Source organism: Streptomyces sp. NPDC051555, assembly GCF_044454405.1.
GTDB lineage: Bacteria > Actinomycetota > Actinomycetes > Streptomycetales > Streptomycetaceae > Streptomyces.
The window spans coordinates 133,891-150,270 of record NZ_JBITDP010000017.1 but is presented as its reverse complement, the minus strand read 5'-3'; the positions used below and the strand labels follow the sequence as shown (position 1 = coordinate 150,270).

Annotated in this window: 31 protein-coding genes; 29 read left to right on the top strand and 2 right to left on the bottom strand. The window is 69.0% G+C overall.

The features are described 5' to 3' along the window. Window positions 1-194: 194 nt before the first annotated feature. The 21 genes from ACIBEA_RS29980 (at window position 195) to ACIBEA_RS29880 (ending at window position 9,947) form a co-directional block, all read left to right on the top strand. Window positions 195-440 carry a helix-turn-helix domain-containing protein gene (locus ACIBEA_RS29980; RefSeq protein ID WP_399266192.1) on the top strand — a complete coding sequence of 82 codons (246 nt, stop codon included), beginning with the start codon at window positions 195-197 and terminating at the stop codon, window positions 438-440. Next, a complete protein-coding gene (locus ACIBEA_RS29975) occupies window positions 437-799 on the top strand; it encodes a DUF6907 domain-containing protein (RefSeq protein ID WP_399266191.1) in 363 nt (120 codons plus the stop codon). The genes ACIBEA_RS29980 and ACIBEA_RS29975 overlap by 4 nt, the downstream gene beginning before the upstream one ends. After that, window positions 799-999 (top strand): hypothetical protein, encoded by a 201-nt coding sequence (locus ACIBEA_RS29970; RefSeq protein ID WP_399266189.1) that lies wholly within the window; start codon window positions 799-801, stop codon window positions 997-999. The genes ACIBEA_RS29975 and ACIBEA_RS29970 overlap by 1 nt, the downstream gene beginning before the upstream one ends. Continuing rightward, window positions 999-1,184 carry a hypothetical protein gene (locus ACIBEA_RS29965; RefSeq protein WP_399266187.1) on the top strand — a complete coding sequence of 62 codons (186 nt, stop codon included), beginning with the start codon at window positions 999-1,001 and terminating at the stop codon, window positions 1,182-1,184. Before ACIBEA_RS29970 ends, ACIBEA_RS29965 begins: the two co-directional genes overlap by 1 nt. After that, window positions 1,184-1,345, top strand: coding sequence for a hypothetical protein (locus tag ACIBEA_RS29960; protein ID WP_399266185.1), 162 nt, complete (start codon window positions 1,184-1,186; stop codon window positions 1,343-1,345). Before ACIBEA_RS29965 ends, ACIBEA_RS29960 begins: the two co-directional genes overlap by 1 nt. Window positions 1,346-1,386: 41 nt before the next feature. After that, entirely contained in the window at window positions 1,387-1,713 is a 327-nt protein-coding gene (locus ACIBEA_RS29955; protein ID WP_399266183.1) for a hypothetical protein, read from the top strand. A gap of 17 nt (window positions 1,714-1,730) precedes the next feature. After that, a complete protein-coding gene (locus tag ACIBEA_RS29950; RefSeq protein WP_399266182.1) occupies window positions 1,731-1,907 on the top strand; it encodes a hypothetical protein in 177 nt (58 codons plus the stop codon). A gap of 20 nt (window positions 1,908-1,927) precedes the next feature. Then, window positions 1,928-2,083: a hypothetical protein gene (locus ACIBEA_RS29945; protein ID WP_399266180.1), complete on the top strand. Its 156-nt coding sequence runs from the start codon at window positions 1,928-1,930 to the stop codon at window positions 2,081-2,083. Beyond that, complete coding sequence (locus tag ACIBEA_RS29940) at window positions 2,083-2,601, top strand: hypothetical protein (RefSeq protein WP_399266178.1); 519 nt, start codon at window positions 2,083-2,085, stop codon at window positions 2,599-2,601. The genes ACIBEA_RS29945 and ACIBEA_RS29940 overlap by 1 nt, the downstream gene beginning before the upstream one ends. Before the next feature lie 76 nt (window positions 2,602-2,677). After that, entirely contained in the window at window positions 2,678-2,860 is a 183-nt protein-coding gene (locus ACIBEA_RS29935) for a hypothetical protein (RefSeq protein WP_399266176.1), read from the top strand. A 290-nt stretch (window positions 2,861-3,150) separates the two neighbouring features. Beyond that, window positions 3,151-3,333: a hypothetical protein gene (locus tag ACIBEA_RS29930; RefSeq protein ID WP_399266174.1), complete on the top strand. Its 183-nt coding sequence runs from the start codon at window positions 3,151-3,153 to the stop codon at window positions 3,331-3,333. A 1-nt stretch (window position 3,334) separates the two neighbouring features. Next, window positions 3,335-3,649: a hypothetical protein gene (locus tag ACIBEA_RS29925; RefSeq protein ID WP_399266172.1), complete on the top strand. Its 315-nt coding sequence runs from the start codon at window positions 3,335-3,337 to the stop codon at window positions 3,647-3,649. Next, window positions 3,646-3,861 (top strand): hypothetical protein, encoded by a 216-nt coding sequence (locus ACIBEA_RS29920; RefSeq protein WP_399266170.1) that lies wholly within the window; start codon window positions 3,646-3,648, stop codon window positions 3,859-3,861. Before ACIBEA_RS29925 ends, ACIBEA_RS29920 begins: the two co-directional genes overlap by 4 nt. 29 nt (window positions 3,862-3,890) lie before the next feature. After that, window positions 3,891-5,006 carry a hypothetical protein gene (locus ACIBEA_RS29915; protein ID WP_399266168.1) on the top strand — a complete coding sequence of 372 codons (1,116 nt, stop codon included), beginning with the start codon at window positions 3,891-3,893 and terminating at the stop codon, window positions 5,004-5,006. 18 nt (window positions 5,007-5,024) lie between these two features. Next, window positions 5,025-7,055, top strand: coding sequence for a hypothetical protein (locus ACIBEA_RS29910; protein ID WP_399266166.1), 2,031 nt, complete (start codon window positions 5,025-5,027; stop codon window positions 7,053-7,055). A gap of 210 nt (window positions 7,056-7,265) precedes the next feature. Beyond that, window positions 7,266-7,703, top strand: a complete 438-nt coding sequence (locus tag ACIBEA_RS29905; RefSeq protein ID WP_399266164.1) for a hypothetical protein — start codon at window positions 7,266-7,268, stop codon at window positions 7,701-7,703. After that, complete coding sequence (locus tag ACIBEA_RS29900; RefSeq protein WP_399266162.1) at window positions 7,700-8,182, top strand: hypothetical protein; 483 nt, start codon at window positions 7,700-7,702, stop codon at window positions 8,180-8,182. The genes ACIBEA_RS29905 and ACIBEA_RS29900 overlap by 4 nt, the downstream gene beginning before the upstream one ends. A gap of 100 nt (window positions 8,183-8,282) precedes the next feature. Beyond that, window positions 8,283-8,486, top strand: coding sequence for a hypothetical protein (locus tag ACIBEA_RS29895; RefSeq protein WP_399266160.1), 204 nt, complete (start codon window positions 8,283-8,285; stop codon window positions 8,484-8,486). An 18-nt stretch (window positions 8,487-8,504) separates the two neighbouring features. Next, a complete protein-coding gene (locus ACIBEA_RS29890; protein ID WP_399266158.1) occupies window positions 8,505-8,900 on the top strand; it encodes a DUF3307 domain-containing protein in 396 nt (131 codons plus the stop codon). Between the two features lie 7 nt (window positions 8,901-8,907). Continuing rightward, window positions 8,908-9,180 (top strand): hypothetical protein, encoded by a 273-nt coding sequence (locus ACIBEA_RS29885; RefSeq protein ID WP_399266156.1) that lies wholly within the window; start codon window positions 8,908-8,910, stop codon window positions 9,178-9,180. Window positions 9,181-9,203: 23 nt separating this feature from the next. Then, a complete protein-coding gene (locus ACIBEA_RS29880) occupies window positions 9,204-9,947 on the top strand; it encodes a SpoIIE family protein phosphatase (protein ID WP_399266154.1) in 744 nt (247 codons plus the stop codon). Window position 9,948: 1 nt separating this feature from the next. On the opposite strand, the gene ACIBEA_RS29875 is transcribed toward ACIBEA_RS29880, so the two are convergent. Next, window positions 9,949-10,137, bottom strand: coding sequence for a hypothetical protein (locus ACIBEA_RS29875; protein ID WP_399266152.1), 189 nt, complete (start codon window positions 10,135-10,137; stop codon window positions 9,949-9,951). Window positions 10,138-10,187: 50 nt separating this feature from the next. Further along, on the bottom strand, window positions 10,188-10,574 hold the full coding sequence (locus ACIBEA_RS29870; protein WP_399266150.1) for a DUF6221 family protein: 387 nt from the start codon (window positions 10,572-10,574) through the stop codon (window positions 10,188-10,190). A gap of 141 nt (window positions 10,575-10,715) precedes the next feature. Here ACIBEA_RS29870 and ACIBEA_RS29865 point away from each other — a divergent pair, with 141 nt between their 5' ends. The 8 genes from ACIBEA_RS29865 to ACIBEA_RS29830 are packed head-to-tail and all read left to right on the top strand — an operon-like array spanning window position 10,716 to window position 16,154. Further along, window positions 10,716-10,961, top strand: coding sequence for a hypothetical protein (locus tag ACIBEA_RS29865; RefSeq protein WP_399266148.1), 246 nt, complete (start codon window positions 10,716-10,718; stop codon window positions 10,959-10,961). Window positions 10,962-10,976: 15 nt separating this feature from the next. Next, window positions 10,977-11,639: an SGNH/GDSL hydrolase family protein gene (locus ACIBEA_RS29860; protein ID WP_399266146.1), complete on the top strand. Its 663-nt coding sequence runs from the start codon at window positions 10,977-10,979 to the stop codon at window positions 11,637-11,639. Between the two features lie 11 nt (window positions 11,640-11,650). Continuing rightward, window positions 11,651-12,097 carry a hypothetical protein gene (locus tag ACIBEA_RS29855; RefSeq protein WP_399266144.1) on the top strand — a complete coding sequence of 149 codons (447 nt, stop codon included), beginning with the start codon at window positions 11,651-11,653 and terminating at the stop codon, window positions 12,095-12,097. Between the two features lie 18 nt (window positions 12,098-12,115). After that, window positions 12,116-13,336, top strand: coding sequence for a hypothetical protein (locus tag ACIBEA_RS29850; RefSeq protein ID WP_399266142.1), 1,221 nt, complete (start codon window positions 12,116-12,118; stop codon window positions 13,334-13,336). Window positions 13,337-13,346: 10 nt separating this feature from the next. Then, complete coding sequence (locus ACIBEA_RS29845) at window positions 13,347-13,631, top strand: hypothetical protein (RefSeq protein WP_399266140.1); 285 nt, start codon at window positions 13,347-13,349, stop codon at window positions 13,629-13,631. Between the two features lie 9 nt (window positions 13,632-13,640). After that, a complete protein-coding gene (locus ACIBEA_RS29840) occupies window positions 13,641-15,032 on the top strand; it encodes a hypothetical protein (RefSeq protein WP_399266138.1) in 1,392 nt (463 codons plus the stop codon). Next, window positions 15,029-15,751, top strand: coding sequence for an SGNH/GDSL hydrolase family protein (locus ACIBEA_RS29835; RefSeq protein WP_399266136.1), 723 nt, complete (start codon window positions 15,029-15,031; stop codon window positions 15,749-15,751). The genes ACIBEA_RS29840 and ACIBEA_RS29835 overlap by 4 nt, the downstream gene beginning before the upstream one ends. Before the next feature lie 46 nt (window positions 15,752-15,797). Next, window positions 15,798-16,154 (top strand): HNH endonuclease, encoded by a 357-nt coding sequence (locus ACIBEA_RS29830; protein WP_399266134.1) that lies wholly within the window; start codon window positions 15,798-15,800, stop codon window positions 16,152-16,154. The last annotated feature ends 226 nt before the right edge of the window (window positions 16,155-16,380 follow it).

Sequence of the window (16,380 nt, the reverse complement as noted above, 5' to 3'; positions counted from 1 at the left end):
ACAACTGGTTGCGTGACGACACGCTCACGCACTTGCGCAGCTTCGGCTATTCGTCATAACCTTTCGTTGTCGGCAGGAACAGCGAACCCGGCAAGTTCAGCCACGCCTCAACAGCAAAGGCCCCGACGGGGAGATCTCGGTGCTACCAACACCGAGCCCGTCAGGGCCTGCGCATCAGAGATTGGGTCTCAGAGATGCAGCACGAGCTTACCGTGTCTGCCCCACAGCAGGCATCCGATGGCGGCCCCTTGGTGGTCAGGTCCATCGCCACAGCCCTCCGAGTCGAGCCGACCACGATCTACCGTGAAATCCGGTCCGGCCGGCTCCCCTCCTACCGTGTCGGCTCCGGCCGCGGAACCATCCGCGTCAGCCGAGTCGCGTTCATGCAATACCTCGACGACCGGGGCATCCCTGCGAGTGAGCTGGCGGTGGCCTTGTGACCCGCATCGTCCCGGCCATGGTCAGCGGCCAGCAGATTTTCGTGGAATGCCCGTCCTGGTGCACCGTCGATCACGTGGAGCACGCCGAGGGCTTCCTCGTAGACCTCTGGCATGCCAGCAACTACGCCGACCTGAACGCTCCCCGCATCGGCAAGGACCCCGAGCTGGTCCTGTTCGCCCGACTGGGGATCGACCCCTTCGCCTCCGAGCCGGAGCGGCAGCGGGCGTTCATCACGGTGGACGACGGCGGCGAGGGCGCCTACATGACGCCCGACCAGGCCGACGAGTTCGCCGACAACCTCGAGGCCTTCGCGCCGCAGATCCGCGAGATGGCTCGCACGGCACGGGGTGACGCGTGATGTCGAACCCCACCACACCCGCGCCCGCCCTCGCGATCACCGAGGAGCACCGTGCCGAGGGCCTCGCGACCCGGGTCGTGGAGATCCTCGCCGACCCGGCGAACCCGTCCCGCCGTAGCCTCCCCGCCTACCAGCTGGCCGCCCGACTCGCGTTCGAGACGGCCGCGGCGAACGCCGAGCAGCCGGTTGGGAGGCCGTGATGGCCGTCAGCCTGACGCCGGGCCAGCAGGCGTTCGTCGAGAACGGCCGTGAGGCGCTCGCTGCCTCGCACGGGCTGGACCTCGGCGCCGCAACCGAGGGCGACTTGTGCCGCACCATCGGCCGCCTGGAGATCGTTCTCGCGCACGTCCTCCGTGTCATCGACGAGCTGACGGAGGCGGAGTGATGGCCGAGCAGCAGCACTCCATCGTCGACCGGCCCGCGGACGCCCAGACCTGCGCCGACGACTACCGGCAGGCCCAGTCCCAGCGTGCCGAGTCCGCTGGCGCGCAGCGGGACCAGCTCGGGTCCGCGACCGGCGCCCAGCCGCACACGCACCGCAGCTAGACCCCACCCCACCCCTGGCACGACCAGCGAGGAGCACCGTCATGCCCGAAACCTGGCCCGAGGGCGTCATCGCCCGCTACCTGACCGCCGCGGGGGCCGCGCTCGCCGATCCCGCACTCGCCGTGGACATCACGGTCGATGCCGTCCCGAGCCTGCACCCCCAGACCTACGAGGTGCAGCCCGGCCTCCTCGACATGTCCGGCCGGATCACCTGCTCCGGTTGCGGCACGACGGCGGAGACCTGCGGCGGCAACGAGTACTACGAGGCGAGCCGCGAAGACATGACCCGGTACCTGGCGGACAGGTCCCGTCCGGCAGCCCAGTCCCACGCCGAAACCTGCCGGGCCATGCCCCGCCCCACCGCCTGACCACGAGGAGCACCGTCATGCCCATCAGGATCGGCGACTACGTCGAGGTGACCAGCCCGCAGGAGGGCTTCGAGCACCGCCAGGGCGACGCCGGCACCGTCTACCGCCTCGCTCACGGCTTCGTCTACATCGAGGACGACGACGGCTTCCAGAGCGCTCACTACCCGCACGAACTCACCATCCGACCCGCCTGACCACCGGAAGGACCACCGCCATGCCGATCTTCACTCTGATCAAGACGCCGGACGAGTACGACCTCGCCCTCGCCGAACGTGAGGCGCAGGCCGACACCATCGACCCGGTAACCGCGCTCCTCGAGGCACGCATCCAGGTCGTCGAGTTCCGGCAGCACTATCCCGAGGCCGCGTGATGGACGTCGCCAGCTACCAGTTACACCGCCGGTTCACGCCGCTCCTGGAGCGAGTCCAGGGGACCGCCGACCAGGCCGCCTACCTCGTCCAACAGAAGATGCGGGAGCGGCTGACGCCCACACGAATCGTCGTCGCTGCCCAAAAGCACTGCCCCGAGGTCGTGCGCCAGGCAGCCCAGCGGACCCTCAGCGTCGGTCATGGACCCGCCCTCCGTGAACCGGCTGTCGACTACCTCGGCATCACTGTGCTCGACGGCGGCGGAACGCTCATCGTCATCAATGCGGGCGCCCTCGCATCACAGCCCCAGCGCTGGCTCGACGAGACAGTGGTGCACGAGCTCGTCCACGCCGTCCAGTTCGGCCGGCCAGGATCGCGAGAGCTGGCCATGAAGGGCCTACGCAACAACTACGGCATCGAGAAGCTCACCCTCACCCGGGCCTGGAAGACCAACCGGGGCATCGGCAAGGACGAGCGCGAGGCCGCAGCCCTGGAGCGCCTCGCCCGCGAGATCCGCTGACCGGTTGCCCGATCCGTCCGACAGGTGCGGGCGGTGAGGGGAGCCCGGGACAGCCCCGGCCCAGGGAGGGAACCGCATGTTCGGCAAGAAGATCGCAGCCAAGCTCGACACGGCCGCCGGAGCTCTGCACGACGCAGGCAAGAAGATCGGCGGCGAGAAGGGCGGTCGTGTCGGAGACGCCATCGCCACCGCCGCTCTCGGTGGGCTTCGCGCCCGATGCAACACCGCCTGCACCCGCACCGACTGCAACCACAACTGACGGTAGTCCGGCCCAGGGAGGGAACCCACGTGAAGTCCAAGAACGAGAACCCCGAGAGCCTGTGGACCTGCGAGTGCTGCTCGGAGGAAGTCCGTGAAGCCGAACATCCGCGAATCTGCCCGAACCCGAACTGCCGTGCATCCCGCGGCCAAGCCAGCAGCTGGTACCGGCTGACGCGGTAACCGTCTTCTGGCCGTCGGCTGGCAGGTAGCCCACGCTCCACGTCGCGCACGTGGGGCCTGGAAATCCGGCCAGCACCACCCCACCCCTGCCTCGTGAGGAGCTTCGTCATGCCCTGGATCTTCACCGCGACCAGCCGTACCGGCCAGAAGGTCAACATCATCACCGGCGCCCCGACGGACAGCATCGCCGTCTACGACGAACACGACCTGAACCGGCGGATCGCACTCGCCGAGAACGACCCCCGCGACCTCGACGTCAATGTCCGCCTCATCGACGGAACGGAGGCCTGACATGGGGATCAACATCTCCCACGGCTCCAACCAGTGGGGTCAGGAACGCCTCTCGTACACGTCACACGATCAGATGGGCAAGCAGCTCGCCAATGTGATGACTGGCCGGGACTGGGGCAAGGTGCGGCATCTCTTCACCGGCCGCCTCCCTGCCGATTTCCTGATCAACCCGGATGAGGCAGGCGAGATCGCCTACGCCTTCTCGCGCGCCTCGCAGCACCCGAAGATGCCCCACGACTGGGCGGTCACCATCCGCGCTTGGTCAGCGGCCGGATATCGCGCCTGGCAGTCCGGAGAGCCCTGGGTGTGGTCATGAGCACCGTCGTCGCTGCGGTGACCAAGGCCCGCACGCTCCTGGTCTTCGTCGGGATCTTGTCGCTCTTCGGCCTCGACTGGACGGCCGGCTCTCGCGTGATCGTCGTTCTGGCCGTCGGAGCCGCCGTCGCCCTCGAGACCGCCTCGGACGGCCACCGGATCTGGGGCCGCACCCTCCGCAGCGTCCCGACACAGCACCGCCCCACCGCCTAACCCCCACACCACCCGAAAGGATCACGACCGTGAGCAGCTGGCACGAAGAGCGCCGCGCGGACAAGGCCGCCGAAGCCCGCACCGCCCGCGAGAACAAGGAGCACGAGGCCAAGCTGCGCCGCGACGAACGACGCCGCGACCACGAGGAAGCGCGAGCTGAGAAGGCCCAGGCCCGCCGCGATCACGCCGCCCGCAAAGCCGCTCGCGCCGCCAAGCGCCAGCGCGACCTGACCCCCGCCAACGTGTACGGCAAGGGGACGCTCATCCTCGTCGCCTTCTCCGCCGCCGCCTCCCTGCCCGCACAGATCATCCACTTCGTCAGCCTCTACTGGATGCTCTTCCCGATCGGCCCCGCCATCGAGGGTCTCGCCTGGGTCATGGCAGCGGGAGTCGCTTACGCCGACGAGAAGAAGCTCGCCCCCTGGGTGCGCTGGCTCCTTCGGGCGCTGACCCTTTGCGCCGCCGGATTCGCCGGATACATCAACTTCACCTACGGGCTCAGCCTCCAGAGCCACGGCCTCACTGCTGACGAAGCGCAGACGGTCGGGACCGGCCTCGCCGCGGTCACGATGGCCGGGCCGGTTGTCTTCGAGATCCGCCAGTGGGTTCGCACGCTTACCGCAGCCGCCGCCAACCCGGCCCGGGCCAAGGAGAAGGCTCGGGCTCGCCACGAGAAGAAGCGGCGCAAGGACCACAAGGACGTCGCCGCGCTCGCCAACCGTCTGGTGTCCGCCCGGCCGTTCGGCGAACTCCTCTTCGAGGAAGCCTTCGCACTCGCCTGGGAGATCAAGAAGGGGACCCTGGAGCTTGGCCTGGAGCCGGCGACGCATGCAGAACGCCACGCTTCCCGGAAGGCCTACGCCGCCGCCCTGGACGCCGCGAACGGGTCACCGGTCAGTGTTCGCGGCCGCCTCCTGGAAGTCCTCCACAGGGCCCCCGCGAGCGCCGAGAAGCCGCAGCTCGTTACCGATCTATCCCCCCTCCCGGAACGCGCCGAGGTGAAGGCTCCAAAGGGTGTCCGCGGCAAGCCTCCCGTGCACCGCCGGACCAAGGGCGACGCCCTGCCGTTCCACGACGTGGCGAAGCTCCAGCACTCGCACGAGGCACGGACCCGGATCGCCGCTGTCAACGGCCACCACCACTGACCCGAGAGGAGACCAGCGATGAGCACCGCCGCGCAGCACCCACACCTGACCGTCGTCCCGCCCCCCGCGGCGGCCCCGATCGAGGGCGTCGTCGTCGACAAGACCGCGGCCGTCGAGAAGGCCCAGCCGACCTGGCTGAGCGCCGCCAAGGACCATGTCGTCGAGAACCGCGCGTACCTGCCGCGGTCCGCCCGCGGCTGGGGCGCTCTCGCCCGCCGCTGGGCCGACCGGCATGGCGACGACTACCCCCACATGATCAGGACGGCGCGGCAAGCACTCCGTGAAGCGCCCGTCGGACAGCAGGCCGAACTCAAGCAGCGCATTCGAGAACTGCGCGCCGAGTACCGCTGGCACCGGCTCATCCACGTCGGCGCCACCAGCGCCTGGACCCTCGCAGGCGGGACCGGCCTCGCTGTTGGCACCGCCACCGGCGGCCTGACCGTCGACCTCGCCGCCGCCCTCGGCGCCTACCTGATCGGTCTGCGGTACGGGGCAGTTGACCAGATCGCAGCCATCGAAGTCACGCAGCAGCCCCCCGCCGTACTGCCTCAGATCACGGCAGCATCCGGCTCCGCCGGCGAAGAAGCGCTTCTGTTCGCCCTGGTCAAGGCAGGGATCATCAGTGCATCCCAGCGTGCCGAGACCGGGATCCTCGGCGGCATCCGCCCCGAAGGCCCCGGCTGGGCGGCCACGATCGAACTTCCCGAAGGCATGAAGGCTATTGAAGCCACATCCAAGGCTGGCGAACTGGCCAGCGCCCTGCGCAAGAAGGGCCTTCAGGTCGAGTTCAAGCCCGACTCGTCCGAGACCGGACACGAAGGCATGGCAAGCCTGTGGGTCGCTGACAGCCCCACCCCGTTCGCTGGCCCCAAGGTGTACAGCGAGCTGATCAACGCGCAGAGCTGGGACTTCTGGCGCGACGGGGTCCCGCTCGGCACTGACGCCCGCCAGGCCCGGCAGATCCTGCGGCTGATCTGGTCGTCGATGCTTATCGGCGGTCTGCAGGACTACGGCAAGTCCTACCTGGCCCGCCTCATCGCCGCTGCGGCGGCGCTGGATCCGACCATGCGGATCATCGTCATCACTGGGAAGACCGGGCCCGACTGGGCGCCCCTGAAGCAGGTCGCGCACCGCTACATCTCCGGCTCCGACCCGGACACCATCCGGGAGATCTTCGCCCTGATGACCTCGACGATTGGGGACATGCAGGCGCGCGGTACGGAGCTGGACCGTCTGTTCGAGGAGGAGCCGCACAAGGTCCCTGAGGGGAAGATCACCCCCGAGATCGCGAAGGCCAAGGGTGGCATGGGCCCGGTCCTTCTCCTTGTCGAAGAGCTGCAGGAGGTCCTCGACGGGGCCTCGATCACCAAGATGGCCATGCCCGACGACGAGTCGGAAAACCCGCGACTGGTGTCCGCCAAGACGCCGCTCGTCGATCTCTTCGCCCGGTTCAACCGTGCCTCCCGCTACGTCCTCGGCATGGGCGTCTACATCACCCAGCGGCCCGACGCGGGCAGCGTCCCGACCGAGCTGCGTGACGTGTGCATCAAGCGGGCCTCGTTCCGCACCAAGACCCGCACCAGCTCCGAGATGGTCCTCGGCGAGGAAGCCGTTAAGTCCGGCGCCACCCCCCACGCCCTGCTCGAAAGCTCCAAGGGGATCTTCGTCCTCGACGAGGGCGCCGAGGACGGCTACCGCACAATGCGCGGCGACGTCATCGACCTGCCCGACTTCGCCAAGATCTGCGAACGCGGCCGGCAGCTCCGCATCGACGCCGGAACCCTGACCGGCGATGCTGCCGCACGCGGTGAGCAAGCAAGGAAGGTCGCGGAAGCCAGGGCCTTCGTGCCGGAGGCGCTCGCGGTGATGGATGAACGGCAGGTCGACCGGATGCGGACCGAGACCCTCGCCACGGCGATGCGCCTGACGGTCGACGAGCTGAAGGCCAAGCTGCGCGCCGCGGGCATCCCCGACCCGACGCCGATCGGCGCGATCGACGGCCTGCAGAACCCCCGCGGCTACAAGCGGGACACCCTCACCGGCGCCTGATATGCGCAGATCGTACCCCTGATCGGGCTCTGCTCGGCCTGCTCCACCGCAGGTCAGAGCCCGATCGACCCCTGCTCGCCGACTGCTCGCACCACCTTCCGAGCAGGGGCCGAGCAGACCGCGAGCAGCCCCTGACCTGCAACGGAGCAGCGGCACCGCACGCCGAGCAGCAGGACATTCCACCACAAACCCACCACCGAAGGAGTTGTCATGGGCAAGGTCTTCAGCAACACAACGCGAGGCATCCGCGACTTCGAGCAGTGGCTCGGCAAGGGCAAGACCGTCTACGTGATCAACGTGCACGCCGACATGCCCGGGCAGTTCGACCGCAACACGTACAGCGCCCACAAGTGCACCGGCCGCCACCCCATCCTCGGCGGCTGGGAGATGGGCTCGAACATCTCCGCGAAGGGCTTCATCCAGCAGTACAAGCAGGTCTTCGAGAACCCGCCCCCGGGCCTCCGCGACCTGGCCAGCCCCGAGCCGGACTGCCGCGACGAGGGCTACGGCATGCCCCGCGGCTGGGAGAACGAGACACGACGCCTGGACCGTGACGAGATCGCCTACATGGAGAAGCTGTCCGGCGAGGCCGCGGACCAGTACGGCGAGGACCGCAAGGCCGGCCGCCGCAAGTGGGGATTCCGGTGAGCGCCACCCTGATCCGGCGCCCGCCCGCCAAAGTCCCCACCCTCGAAGAGCGGATGGCCCTGTCGGGCCTGGCCATGGACGAGCGCCTCGGCGCCGCCGGAGTCGAGTACGACGTCCGGACCGCCGGCATCGAGATCCCCGAGATCCTGACCGGCCCGCTGCTCGACCCCGCCCCACGACCGCCCGCCTCGGTCGCCGAAGTCCTGCGCGCGGCCCACCAACTGATGGCCGACCGCGGATGGTGCCAGCGCTGGCTCGCCAACGAGGACGGGGCCGTCTGCCTCCTCGGCGCCATCCGAGCAGCAGGCGGAGGCAGCGGACACCAGGACCGGGCCGAGGAGGTGCTGCTCCGGCTCGTCCAGCAGGAGTTCCCCGACGCCGCGACCGTCAGCGGCTGGAACGACGGGCAGCGCGACGGCCGGGCGCCGCTCCGCATGCTCGACCAGGCAGCGCGCCACGCCGACCGGCACGGCTACTGACCCTGTGACCCACGTTACGTCCGGTGTGGTCCATCGGAGCAGACCGGCCGGCAGCAGGCAGTCACCATCGAATCAACAACTCACAACAAGGAGACATCACTTGTTTGTCTGGTTTGCGAACGTCCGTGTGGAGCACCGCGGCGAGTTCGTCGAGTACAACGACCGGATCAACGTGGAACCCATAGACGGCAGGCCGGTCACCGAGAAGGACGTCGTCCAGTACGCCATGGGTCTCATCCTCAACAGCCGCCCGGACATGAAGGGCGGCCGGGTGATCGTCGCCCGCGCCACCCTGCTCCGCTGACTCACGCTGGGAGAACTTGTGTTCGCCACGATCTTCATCCTGCTGTACGTCGCACACCTGATCGCTGACTACGTCCTGCAGACCGATGCGCAGGCCGGCCTCAAGGCCGACGCGTCAGCCGCGGGCTGGCGTGCCAACCTCAGCCACGCCAGCACCCATACCGTCACCACGGTGATCACTCTGGTCATCGCGTGGTGGGCACTCAACCTGGGCATCGGTCTGCTGGCCACGGCGGTCGCGGTCGTCTGGATCACGGCGAGCCACGCCTTCATCGACCGCCGCTGGCCCGTCACCTGGTGGATGACTCACACCGGGTCCACCGAGTGGATCAGCCGCGGCGGGGCGGCTCACGTAGACCAGACTTTCCACATCACCGCACTGGCCATTGCCGCGCTGGGCCTGGCCTTCAGCTAAGGAGATCATGATGGGCAACGCCTACTACAAGGTCACCCGCGACGGCGAGACGATCGAAGCCGGGTACGACGTCGCCGCCACCTGCGAGCGGGACGACTGCGACACCGCAATCGACCGCGGTCTCGCCTACCTGTGCGGCAGGACGCCCGGCGGGGACGAGTGCGGCTGCGGCGGCTACTACTGCGAACGCCATCTGTACATGAGCGGCGAGGACGAGGTCGGCGACCTCTGCGGCCCCTGCATCACCACCTACCGGCGTCAGGACCCCCTCGGCTCCTGAACACGACCACGAAGGAGACCTCAATGCCCACCGAGCAGGCACCACCTCGTATCGGCGTAGCCACCCGCCCGGGCCTCCGGACCATCGGCAAGGGCGACGTACCGGGATCCGCTGACGCCGCCCACGCCTGGACCGCTGCCAGCGGAGCGATCGGCGCTGCAGTGATCGATGGCATGGGCCACAGCGAGGAACTCCACGCCCTGGTCCCGATCCTCGCGGTGGACGCCGCCCGCCGCGCGGTACTGCGGCACCCTATGGCCGGGCTCGTTGGCGCCGCCGAACTCCTGCAGGATCCCGGGGCGCCTCGCGGGGGCCCGGACGCTGTCGGGATCACCGCCCGAGTCAAGGCCGACGGCAGCATCTGGATCGCCTGGGCCGGCGACTGCCGCGCCTACGGCTGGGACCCCGACGCCGGGATCCTGACCAGGTACACCACCGACCACAACGTCGCCGCCTACCTCACCGCGCAGGGGATGCTCGAGGAAGAAGCCGCCGCCTATTCCTCGAAGTTGACCGTGAGCTTCAGCGACCTGTCCATCGCCGGCTGCCACGAGGTTGCGATCCCTAAGGGTCACGCGGTGGTCCTGACCAGCGACGGAGTCCACGACCAGATGGCCACCGCCACCCTGGAGGCGCTTGTCCGCGAGCACCAGGCCGACGCCCAGGCCCTAGCCGACGCACTGGTCGCCGCCGCCGAGGGCGGCGAGGAGCACGGGCAGACCTACCGCGACGACGCCACCGCGATCGTCATCCTCCCGCCCCGCTGACCTAACGCTCGACTAGGCCCTCGCCGACCGCGGGGGCCTCCGGCGTGGGGACGGCGCGGGCGATCCAGCCGGCCCCGTGCCGGTCCGTCGGCAGGATCGTCGCCACCGCCCCGACGGCGCGGCACAGCTCGTCGAGCGCATGCTGGCACTGCTCGCGGGTGCTGCCGCGGACCATGTACGAGACGCCCATACGGGCATCATGCCGGGCGCGACGGGCTCGGGAATGCGGAACCGGGTCGGCTACACCAGATTGGGGGCCCATTCCGGCCGGTGGGCGGGGTGCAGGGCGTAAGGCAGGGCTAGCAGGCGAAGAACGAGACAGGGCTCCTCTTCGGTCGCGCAGTCGACGCCATCGCGATCGGCGGCGCAATCATGCGCCGGGCCGTGTACCCGCAAGAGCACCTCCTTGGCATCGACCTCGGCAAGGATGCGCGCAGGGTCGTGCTCTGCGATGTGCTGGGCATCAGCCGCGCTCGGCACGAACGCAACCGTTCCGCTGTTGGTCTCGTCGCGGATCTCGCCAGCAGCGTCGTCGTAGTACCACGAGGCCGAGGCCTGCCGGTGGGTACGCGCCTTCGTGGCCGTTTCGTCAAGGCGGGCGCGGAGGAACTGCATCAGGTCGTCCATGCCTCAGTGTGGCTCGAACGCGCCTTCCTTGACGCCCTCTTTCGGCATATGTCACAGTGACCCCAGGCGAGATACGTATGCCCGTCGCCACTTCCAGCCCCCCAGCCTCGCCGGGGGCTTTTCGCATTCCTGGAGGTGGTCATGGATCTGCACGAGCTATTCCCAGACGACTTCGTCTTCGAGAACGAAGCCGCCGCAGCAACCGGCGTCCCGGGCACCGTCATCCGACAGTGGGCGCGGCGCGGCAAGATCCGTCGGTTCCCGGGGAGGCCCAGCGAATACGCGGGCAACGGGCACGAGTTCACTACCATGTACGCGCTCCCCGAGATCGAGGCCCGAGCCGCTACTTACCGGCCGACGCCACAGCGACGTCCCAAGGCTGCGTAGCCGTGTGGAGGTGTCATGCCTCCTCGCTTCGCACTGGCCTTCGCCGCTGCCCTGCTCACCCTGGCCGCTTGCACCCCTGTCGCCGCGGCGCCCGGCACTGCTTCCCTCTCGGCCCCGCCGCACGCCCTCCGGGTCATGCCGCTCGGCGACTCGATCACCCAGGGCGTCGGCAGCTCCACCAGCGCCGGCTACCGGCTACCGCTCCAGGCCCGACTCGCAGGACGCCGCGTTGACTTCGTGGGCAGTCAGCACGGCGGCGCCGTCGCCGACCCGGACCATGAGGGCCACAGCGGCTACATGATCGACCAGCTCGGTGCGGGCATCGACGGATGGCTCGCCACCGCCCAGCCCGACGTCGTCCTCCTGCACGCCGGGATCAACGACCTCGACCGCGGCGAAGCACCACACGCAGCCGACCGGTTGATCGCACTTGCCGACCGGATCCACGCCGACCGGCCCCGCTCAACCGTGCTCGTCCTCGGGCTCATCCCCACCACCGGCAGGCTCGAGGCTGAGGCACGGATCGTCAACGCCAAGGTCCGCGACGCCGCCGGCCACCGCTACCGCTACGTGGCCCCGCCAGCCCTCACCCCAGCCGAGATGGCCGACCGGCTGCATCCCAACGACCTGGGCTACCAGCGAATCGCCGCGGCCCTCTGCGACGCAATGACTCCCTAGGAGGCCCCGCCGTGGCCAACATCGTCTTCAACGTGGCCCTCGGACGGGTCGCCTACTACGCCTCCCTCCCTGCCGCGAACGACGCCCTGATCCTCGTGGCGCTGGAGTCCAGCGGCCTCGAGACCGACGCCGTCCTGCGCGACAAGGATGACCTCGCTGCCGTCGTAGCCGGCACTACAAACGAGCAGACCACCGTGACCAGGAAGACGCTCTCCAGCGTCACGGTCACCATCGACGACACCAACGACCGCGTCGCCCTTGACGCCGCCGACGTCACCTGGACCGCACCCACCGGCAATGCGATCGGCGCGGTCGTCATCTGCTACGACCCGGACACCACCGGCGGCACGGACTCCGACCTGATCCCCCTCACCAAGCACGACCTGGCGTGGACCCCGGACGGCAACAACTTCACCCTGTCGATCGCGGACTTCTGCCGCGTCACCTCGGCCGCGTAGCCCCGACAGGAGATTGTCGTGGCCGCCTTCACCGACGACTTCAACCGGGCCGACTCCAGCACCTTGGGCGCTGGCTGGGTCGAGGTCAGCGGCGACTGGTCGATCGTCTCCAACCAGCTCTCCCCAGGCGCGGCAGGCGGGACGATCATCCTGCGTGCTGCAGGGGCGATGTCCAGCGACGACAACTTCGCCCAGTTCACGATCGCCGCCACCGCCGCCGCGAGCCAGGGCATCTGGTGTCGCGGCAACTCCAACATCAGCTCCGGCTACCTGTGGCGCAACAACGGCACGTCGTGGGATCTCTTCTCGGTCGTCGGCGGCTCCTTCACGGTCATCGGCAGCTACGCCGCAGCTGCGGCATCCGGCGACGTAGCCAAGATCCAGGCCGTCGGATCCACGATCAAGGGCTACGTTGGCGGGGTTCAGCGCGTCTCCGTCACCGACACCAGCGTCACGACGGGCACCAGCGTCGGCATCCGCTCCGAGTCTGCGGCGGCCCTCAAGTTCGATGACTTCTCTGCTGGAGATGTGACCGCCGGTGCCACGCTAGCCATCCCGGCAGCCACGGAGACTACCCAGGCCCTGACCGGCGCCAAGACCGCACCGCTCAACTTCCCCTCCGACATTGCGACCTCACAGCCCCTCGTAGGCGCGAAAGTCGCAACCCTGTCCACAACGTCGGCCGGAGAAGCCGCCCTGGCCCTCGCCGGGGGCAAGGCCCTGACCCTCGGTGTCGGGGCCGCCAGCGAGACGGCGCCGCCCCTCACGGGCACGAAGGCCGGAGGGTTCACGCCCGCCTCCACCGTAGAGACCGCGCAAGGGCTCGCAGGAGCCAAAACGTCCGCTATCGGCTTCGCCGCCGAGAGCGAGGCGACGCAGGCAGTCGAAGGCGCGAAGGCCAGCTTGATCTCCGTCGTCACCGCCCTGGAGTCGACGCAGGGGCCCGCCGGCACGAAGCAGACCGCGCTGGCTATGTCGGAGCACACCGAAACGGCCCGCCCACTCCCCGGGGCCGTCGCCCCCACCCTGGGCCTCACAGTAGGAATCGAGACGGCGAGGCCGCTGGAGGGCACCAAAGCCGCGACCCTGAGCTCCGCCACCGAGGTAGCCACCGCCGTGCACCTGGCGGGGCCGGCCGGAGAGCGCATCGACGGATACGCCGCGGGAACCCCGCTCGGCCGTTGGGCGGCCAGTCGACCCCGTAGGGCCTGGCTATCCGCCGGCACACCGCGAACCTAGAGGGGGCGACGTGGACCGGTCCAGCCTGGAGGAGCTACTCACGCCGATCACAGCGAGCGCCGATCCGACCAGCTACGGAGTCCGCGTCGCCGTACTGCCCGACGGCGTGCGACCTCAGGCAGCTGACTGGCACCCCGCGACATGGGTGACCATCGGCGGCGCCCCGCACACAGCCATCCTCGTCGGGCCCGGCGGAGTCGTCGAGTTGGAGCCCGGGCCGCATCGGACCTGGACCGAGATCACCGCACCGCCCGAGAAGCCCGTCGTCGTCTCGGAGCCGTTCTCGATCACCTAGGAGGTACCAGTGGCCTTCCCCGCGGGCGCCTCCACCATCACCGTGATCGGCACCCTCCCTTCGCCGGTCGGCGGGGTCGGGCGACAGGGGCGGATCGTCTTCACGCCCTCCGCCGTCCTCGTCGACTCCACCAATCACGCCATCTACAGCGGTGGCGGGCCGGTCGTCGTCGGCAGCGGCACCTTCAGCGTCGTTCTGCTCTGCACCGACGACCCGGACGTACAGCCGACAGGGTGGCGGTGGGAGGTCGACGAACAGCTGGCCGACGGTCGGCGTCGCACCCCCTACTGGATCGACCTCCCCTCCACCCTCGGGCCCACGGTGCACCTCGACACAGTCGCACCCGTCACAGGGCCCGGCGGAGGAGGGCGGTCACTCCCGCCAACCGGCCCCGCCGGCGGCGCGCTCACAGGGGCGTACCCCAACCCGCAGCTAGCCGCCTCGACAATCGCCGCCTTCGATCCGGCGGGAGCTGCCACTGCCGCTCAAGCCGCTGCGGCCCTCGACGCGACGGCCAAGGTCTCCGCCCACGTGGCGGCCACGGACCCCCACGCCGACCGGGCCTACGCGGACAGCAGCAAGCTGGCCAAGAGCGCGAACTTGTCCGACCTCGACTCCGCGGCCACCGCGCGGACTAGCCTCGGACTCGGCAGCAGCGCCACCAGGGCCGTCGGCACTACCAGTGGCACGGTGGCCGCCGGCGACGATGCCCGGCTCACGGACTCGCGCACGCCGACCGCGCACGCCTCAACGCACACGGCAGCGGGCAGCGACCCCGTCGCGCTCACGCAGGCGCAGGTCACCGGCCTTCCGGCCGCGCTGGCACTGCTCGCCTCTGGCTGGGCAGATCGCCCCTCGGATCAGAACCTGCTGGCCTGGACCTACGACCCGAACATGGCGGGCCACGTGACCGCGCAGTCGAACGCGGGCGTTGCGGGGCGCGTCACACTGGTGCGGATCATCCTCCGTGACGCGATCACCTGGTCGAACATCTGGATCGGCCTGGCCGGGATCGACGCCGCTGCGGTCCTGTCCAACTGCTACCTCGGCGTCTACGACTCGGGCGGTGCGCTCAAGGGCACCACGGCGGACATCAGCTCATCCCTGATGACCGGTGCCACCGCGAAGGCCCTGCCACTGACGGCTTCGTTCAGCGCGGCAGCCGGGACCTACTTCATCGCCATGCTGCTCGGCAATGGATCTACCTGGGCTACGAACAGCCTGACCTTCAAGGCATCTGGCGCTGGTGTCAGCGTCAATGCCGGGCTGGTCGCCCCGAACCTGCGCTACTCGAACATGCTGACCGGGCAGACGAGCTTGCCATCGTCGCTGACGCTGGCCTCGCAGACCACCACGATCATCAACACCGGATGGGGGTCTCAGTGGTACGCCGTCTCGTGATCCTGGCCGCACTGATCGGAATCGTCAGCTGTGGACCCGGACCCGCGGCACCCTGCACGACGCCGAGCCAGACGAAGGCCGTGCCGCTGCGGATCATGCCGCTCGGCGACTCGATCACCTACGGCTCCGGCAGCTCCGACGGCGGCGGCTACCGGCTACCGCTCGAGAAGAGGCTCGCGCAGCAGCACGACGTGCGGGTCGACTTCGTGGGAAGCCTTCACGACGGACCGCTCACCGACGCCGACCACGAAGGCCACGGCGGGTATACCGTCGACCAGATCCGGGCAGGCGTCGACGGATGGCTTGCCACCTCCCAGCCCGACGTCATCCTGCTGCACCTGGGGATCAACGACCTCAACCGCGGCCAGGGGCCAGGAGCGGCCGACCGGCTCGTCGCCCTGGTCGACCGGATCCACGAAGACCAGCCCACGGCCTTCGTGCTCGTGCAGGGGCTCATCCCGACCACGGGCGAGCTGGAGAGCCAAGCGCAGGCCTTCAACACCACTGTGCGCGGGGCAGCGAGTGCTCACCAGTATCGGTGGGTGGAACCGCCCGCGCTGACCGCAGGCGAGATGGCCGACCGGCTGCACCCCAACGATCTGGGGTACGGGCGGATGGCCGAAGCGTTCGGCATGGGGTTGGATCAAGTGATGCTCGAGGGCCACTCGACCCTCCCCCCTGGGGGGCAGACGGGCTGCAGCACCACCCCCCAGGGCTAATCCCCCAGGGGTGCTACCCCCCCCAGGGGGTAGGGAGGGGGGAGGTATGCCCACGTCGCCCCCCTCTAGGTGTGGTGATCCGGAGTGTCAGGAGCTGACCACCCAGGGGCGATGTGAGGCGCACCAGAGGAGGGCGTGGGTCAACAAGTCCAAGGCTTGGGGCTCAGGCAGTACACGCAAGTGGCGCGCATTCAGGGCTCAGGTGCTTGATCGAGAGCCTCAATGTCGCTGGTGTGGCGCGAAGGTGGATCTTCAAGTCGATCACATCATCCCGCTGTCCGAAGGCGGCTCGAAGTGGGACTCGGCGAACCTCCAGACGCTCTGCGTGAGCTGTCATGAGGTCAAATCCGACCAGGACAGGCGCCGCAGGACCCGTCCGGACGGTCCAGGGCTCACATTTTGACCCTGTACAAGGTCGTTTTGGGGTGAGAAAATGGGGCTCAGACCTTCGATTTTCAGGCCTCTGAGAGCCTGGATTTGACCTTCGAACCCCGGATTTACGCCCGGGGGAGCCCCCCGGAGGGGGTAGGGGGGTCAAAATCACCAAATCGGACATCCTGGACAGCGCCGCGGTGAGCTGGGATGGCGCACAGTCAAGCCCGGGACCCCCCTGACCTGCATGTTTACCA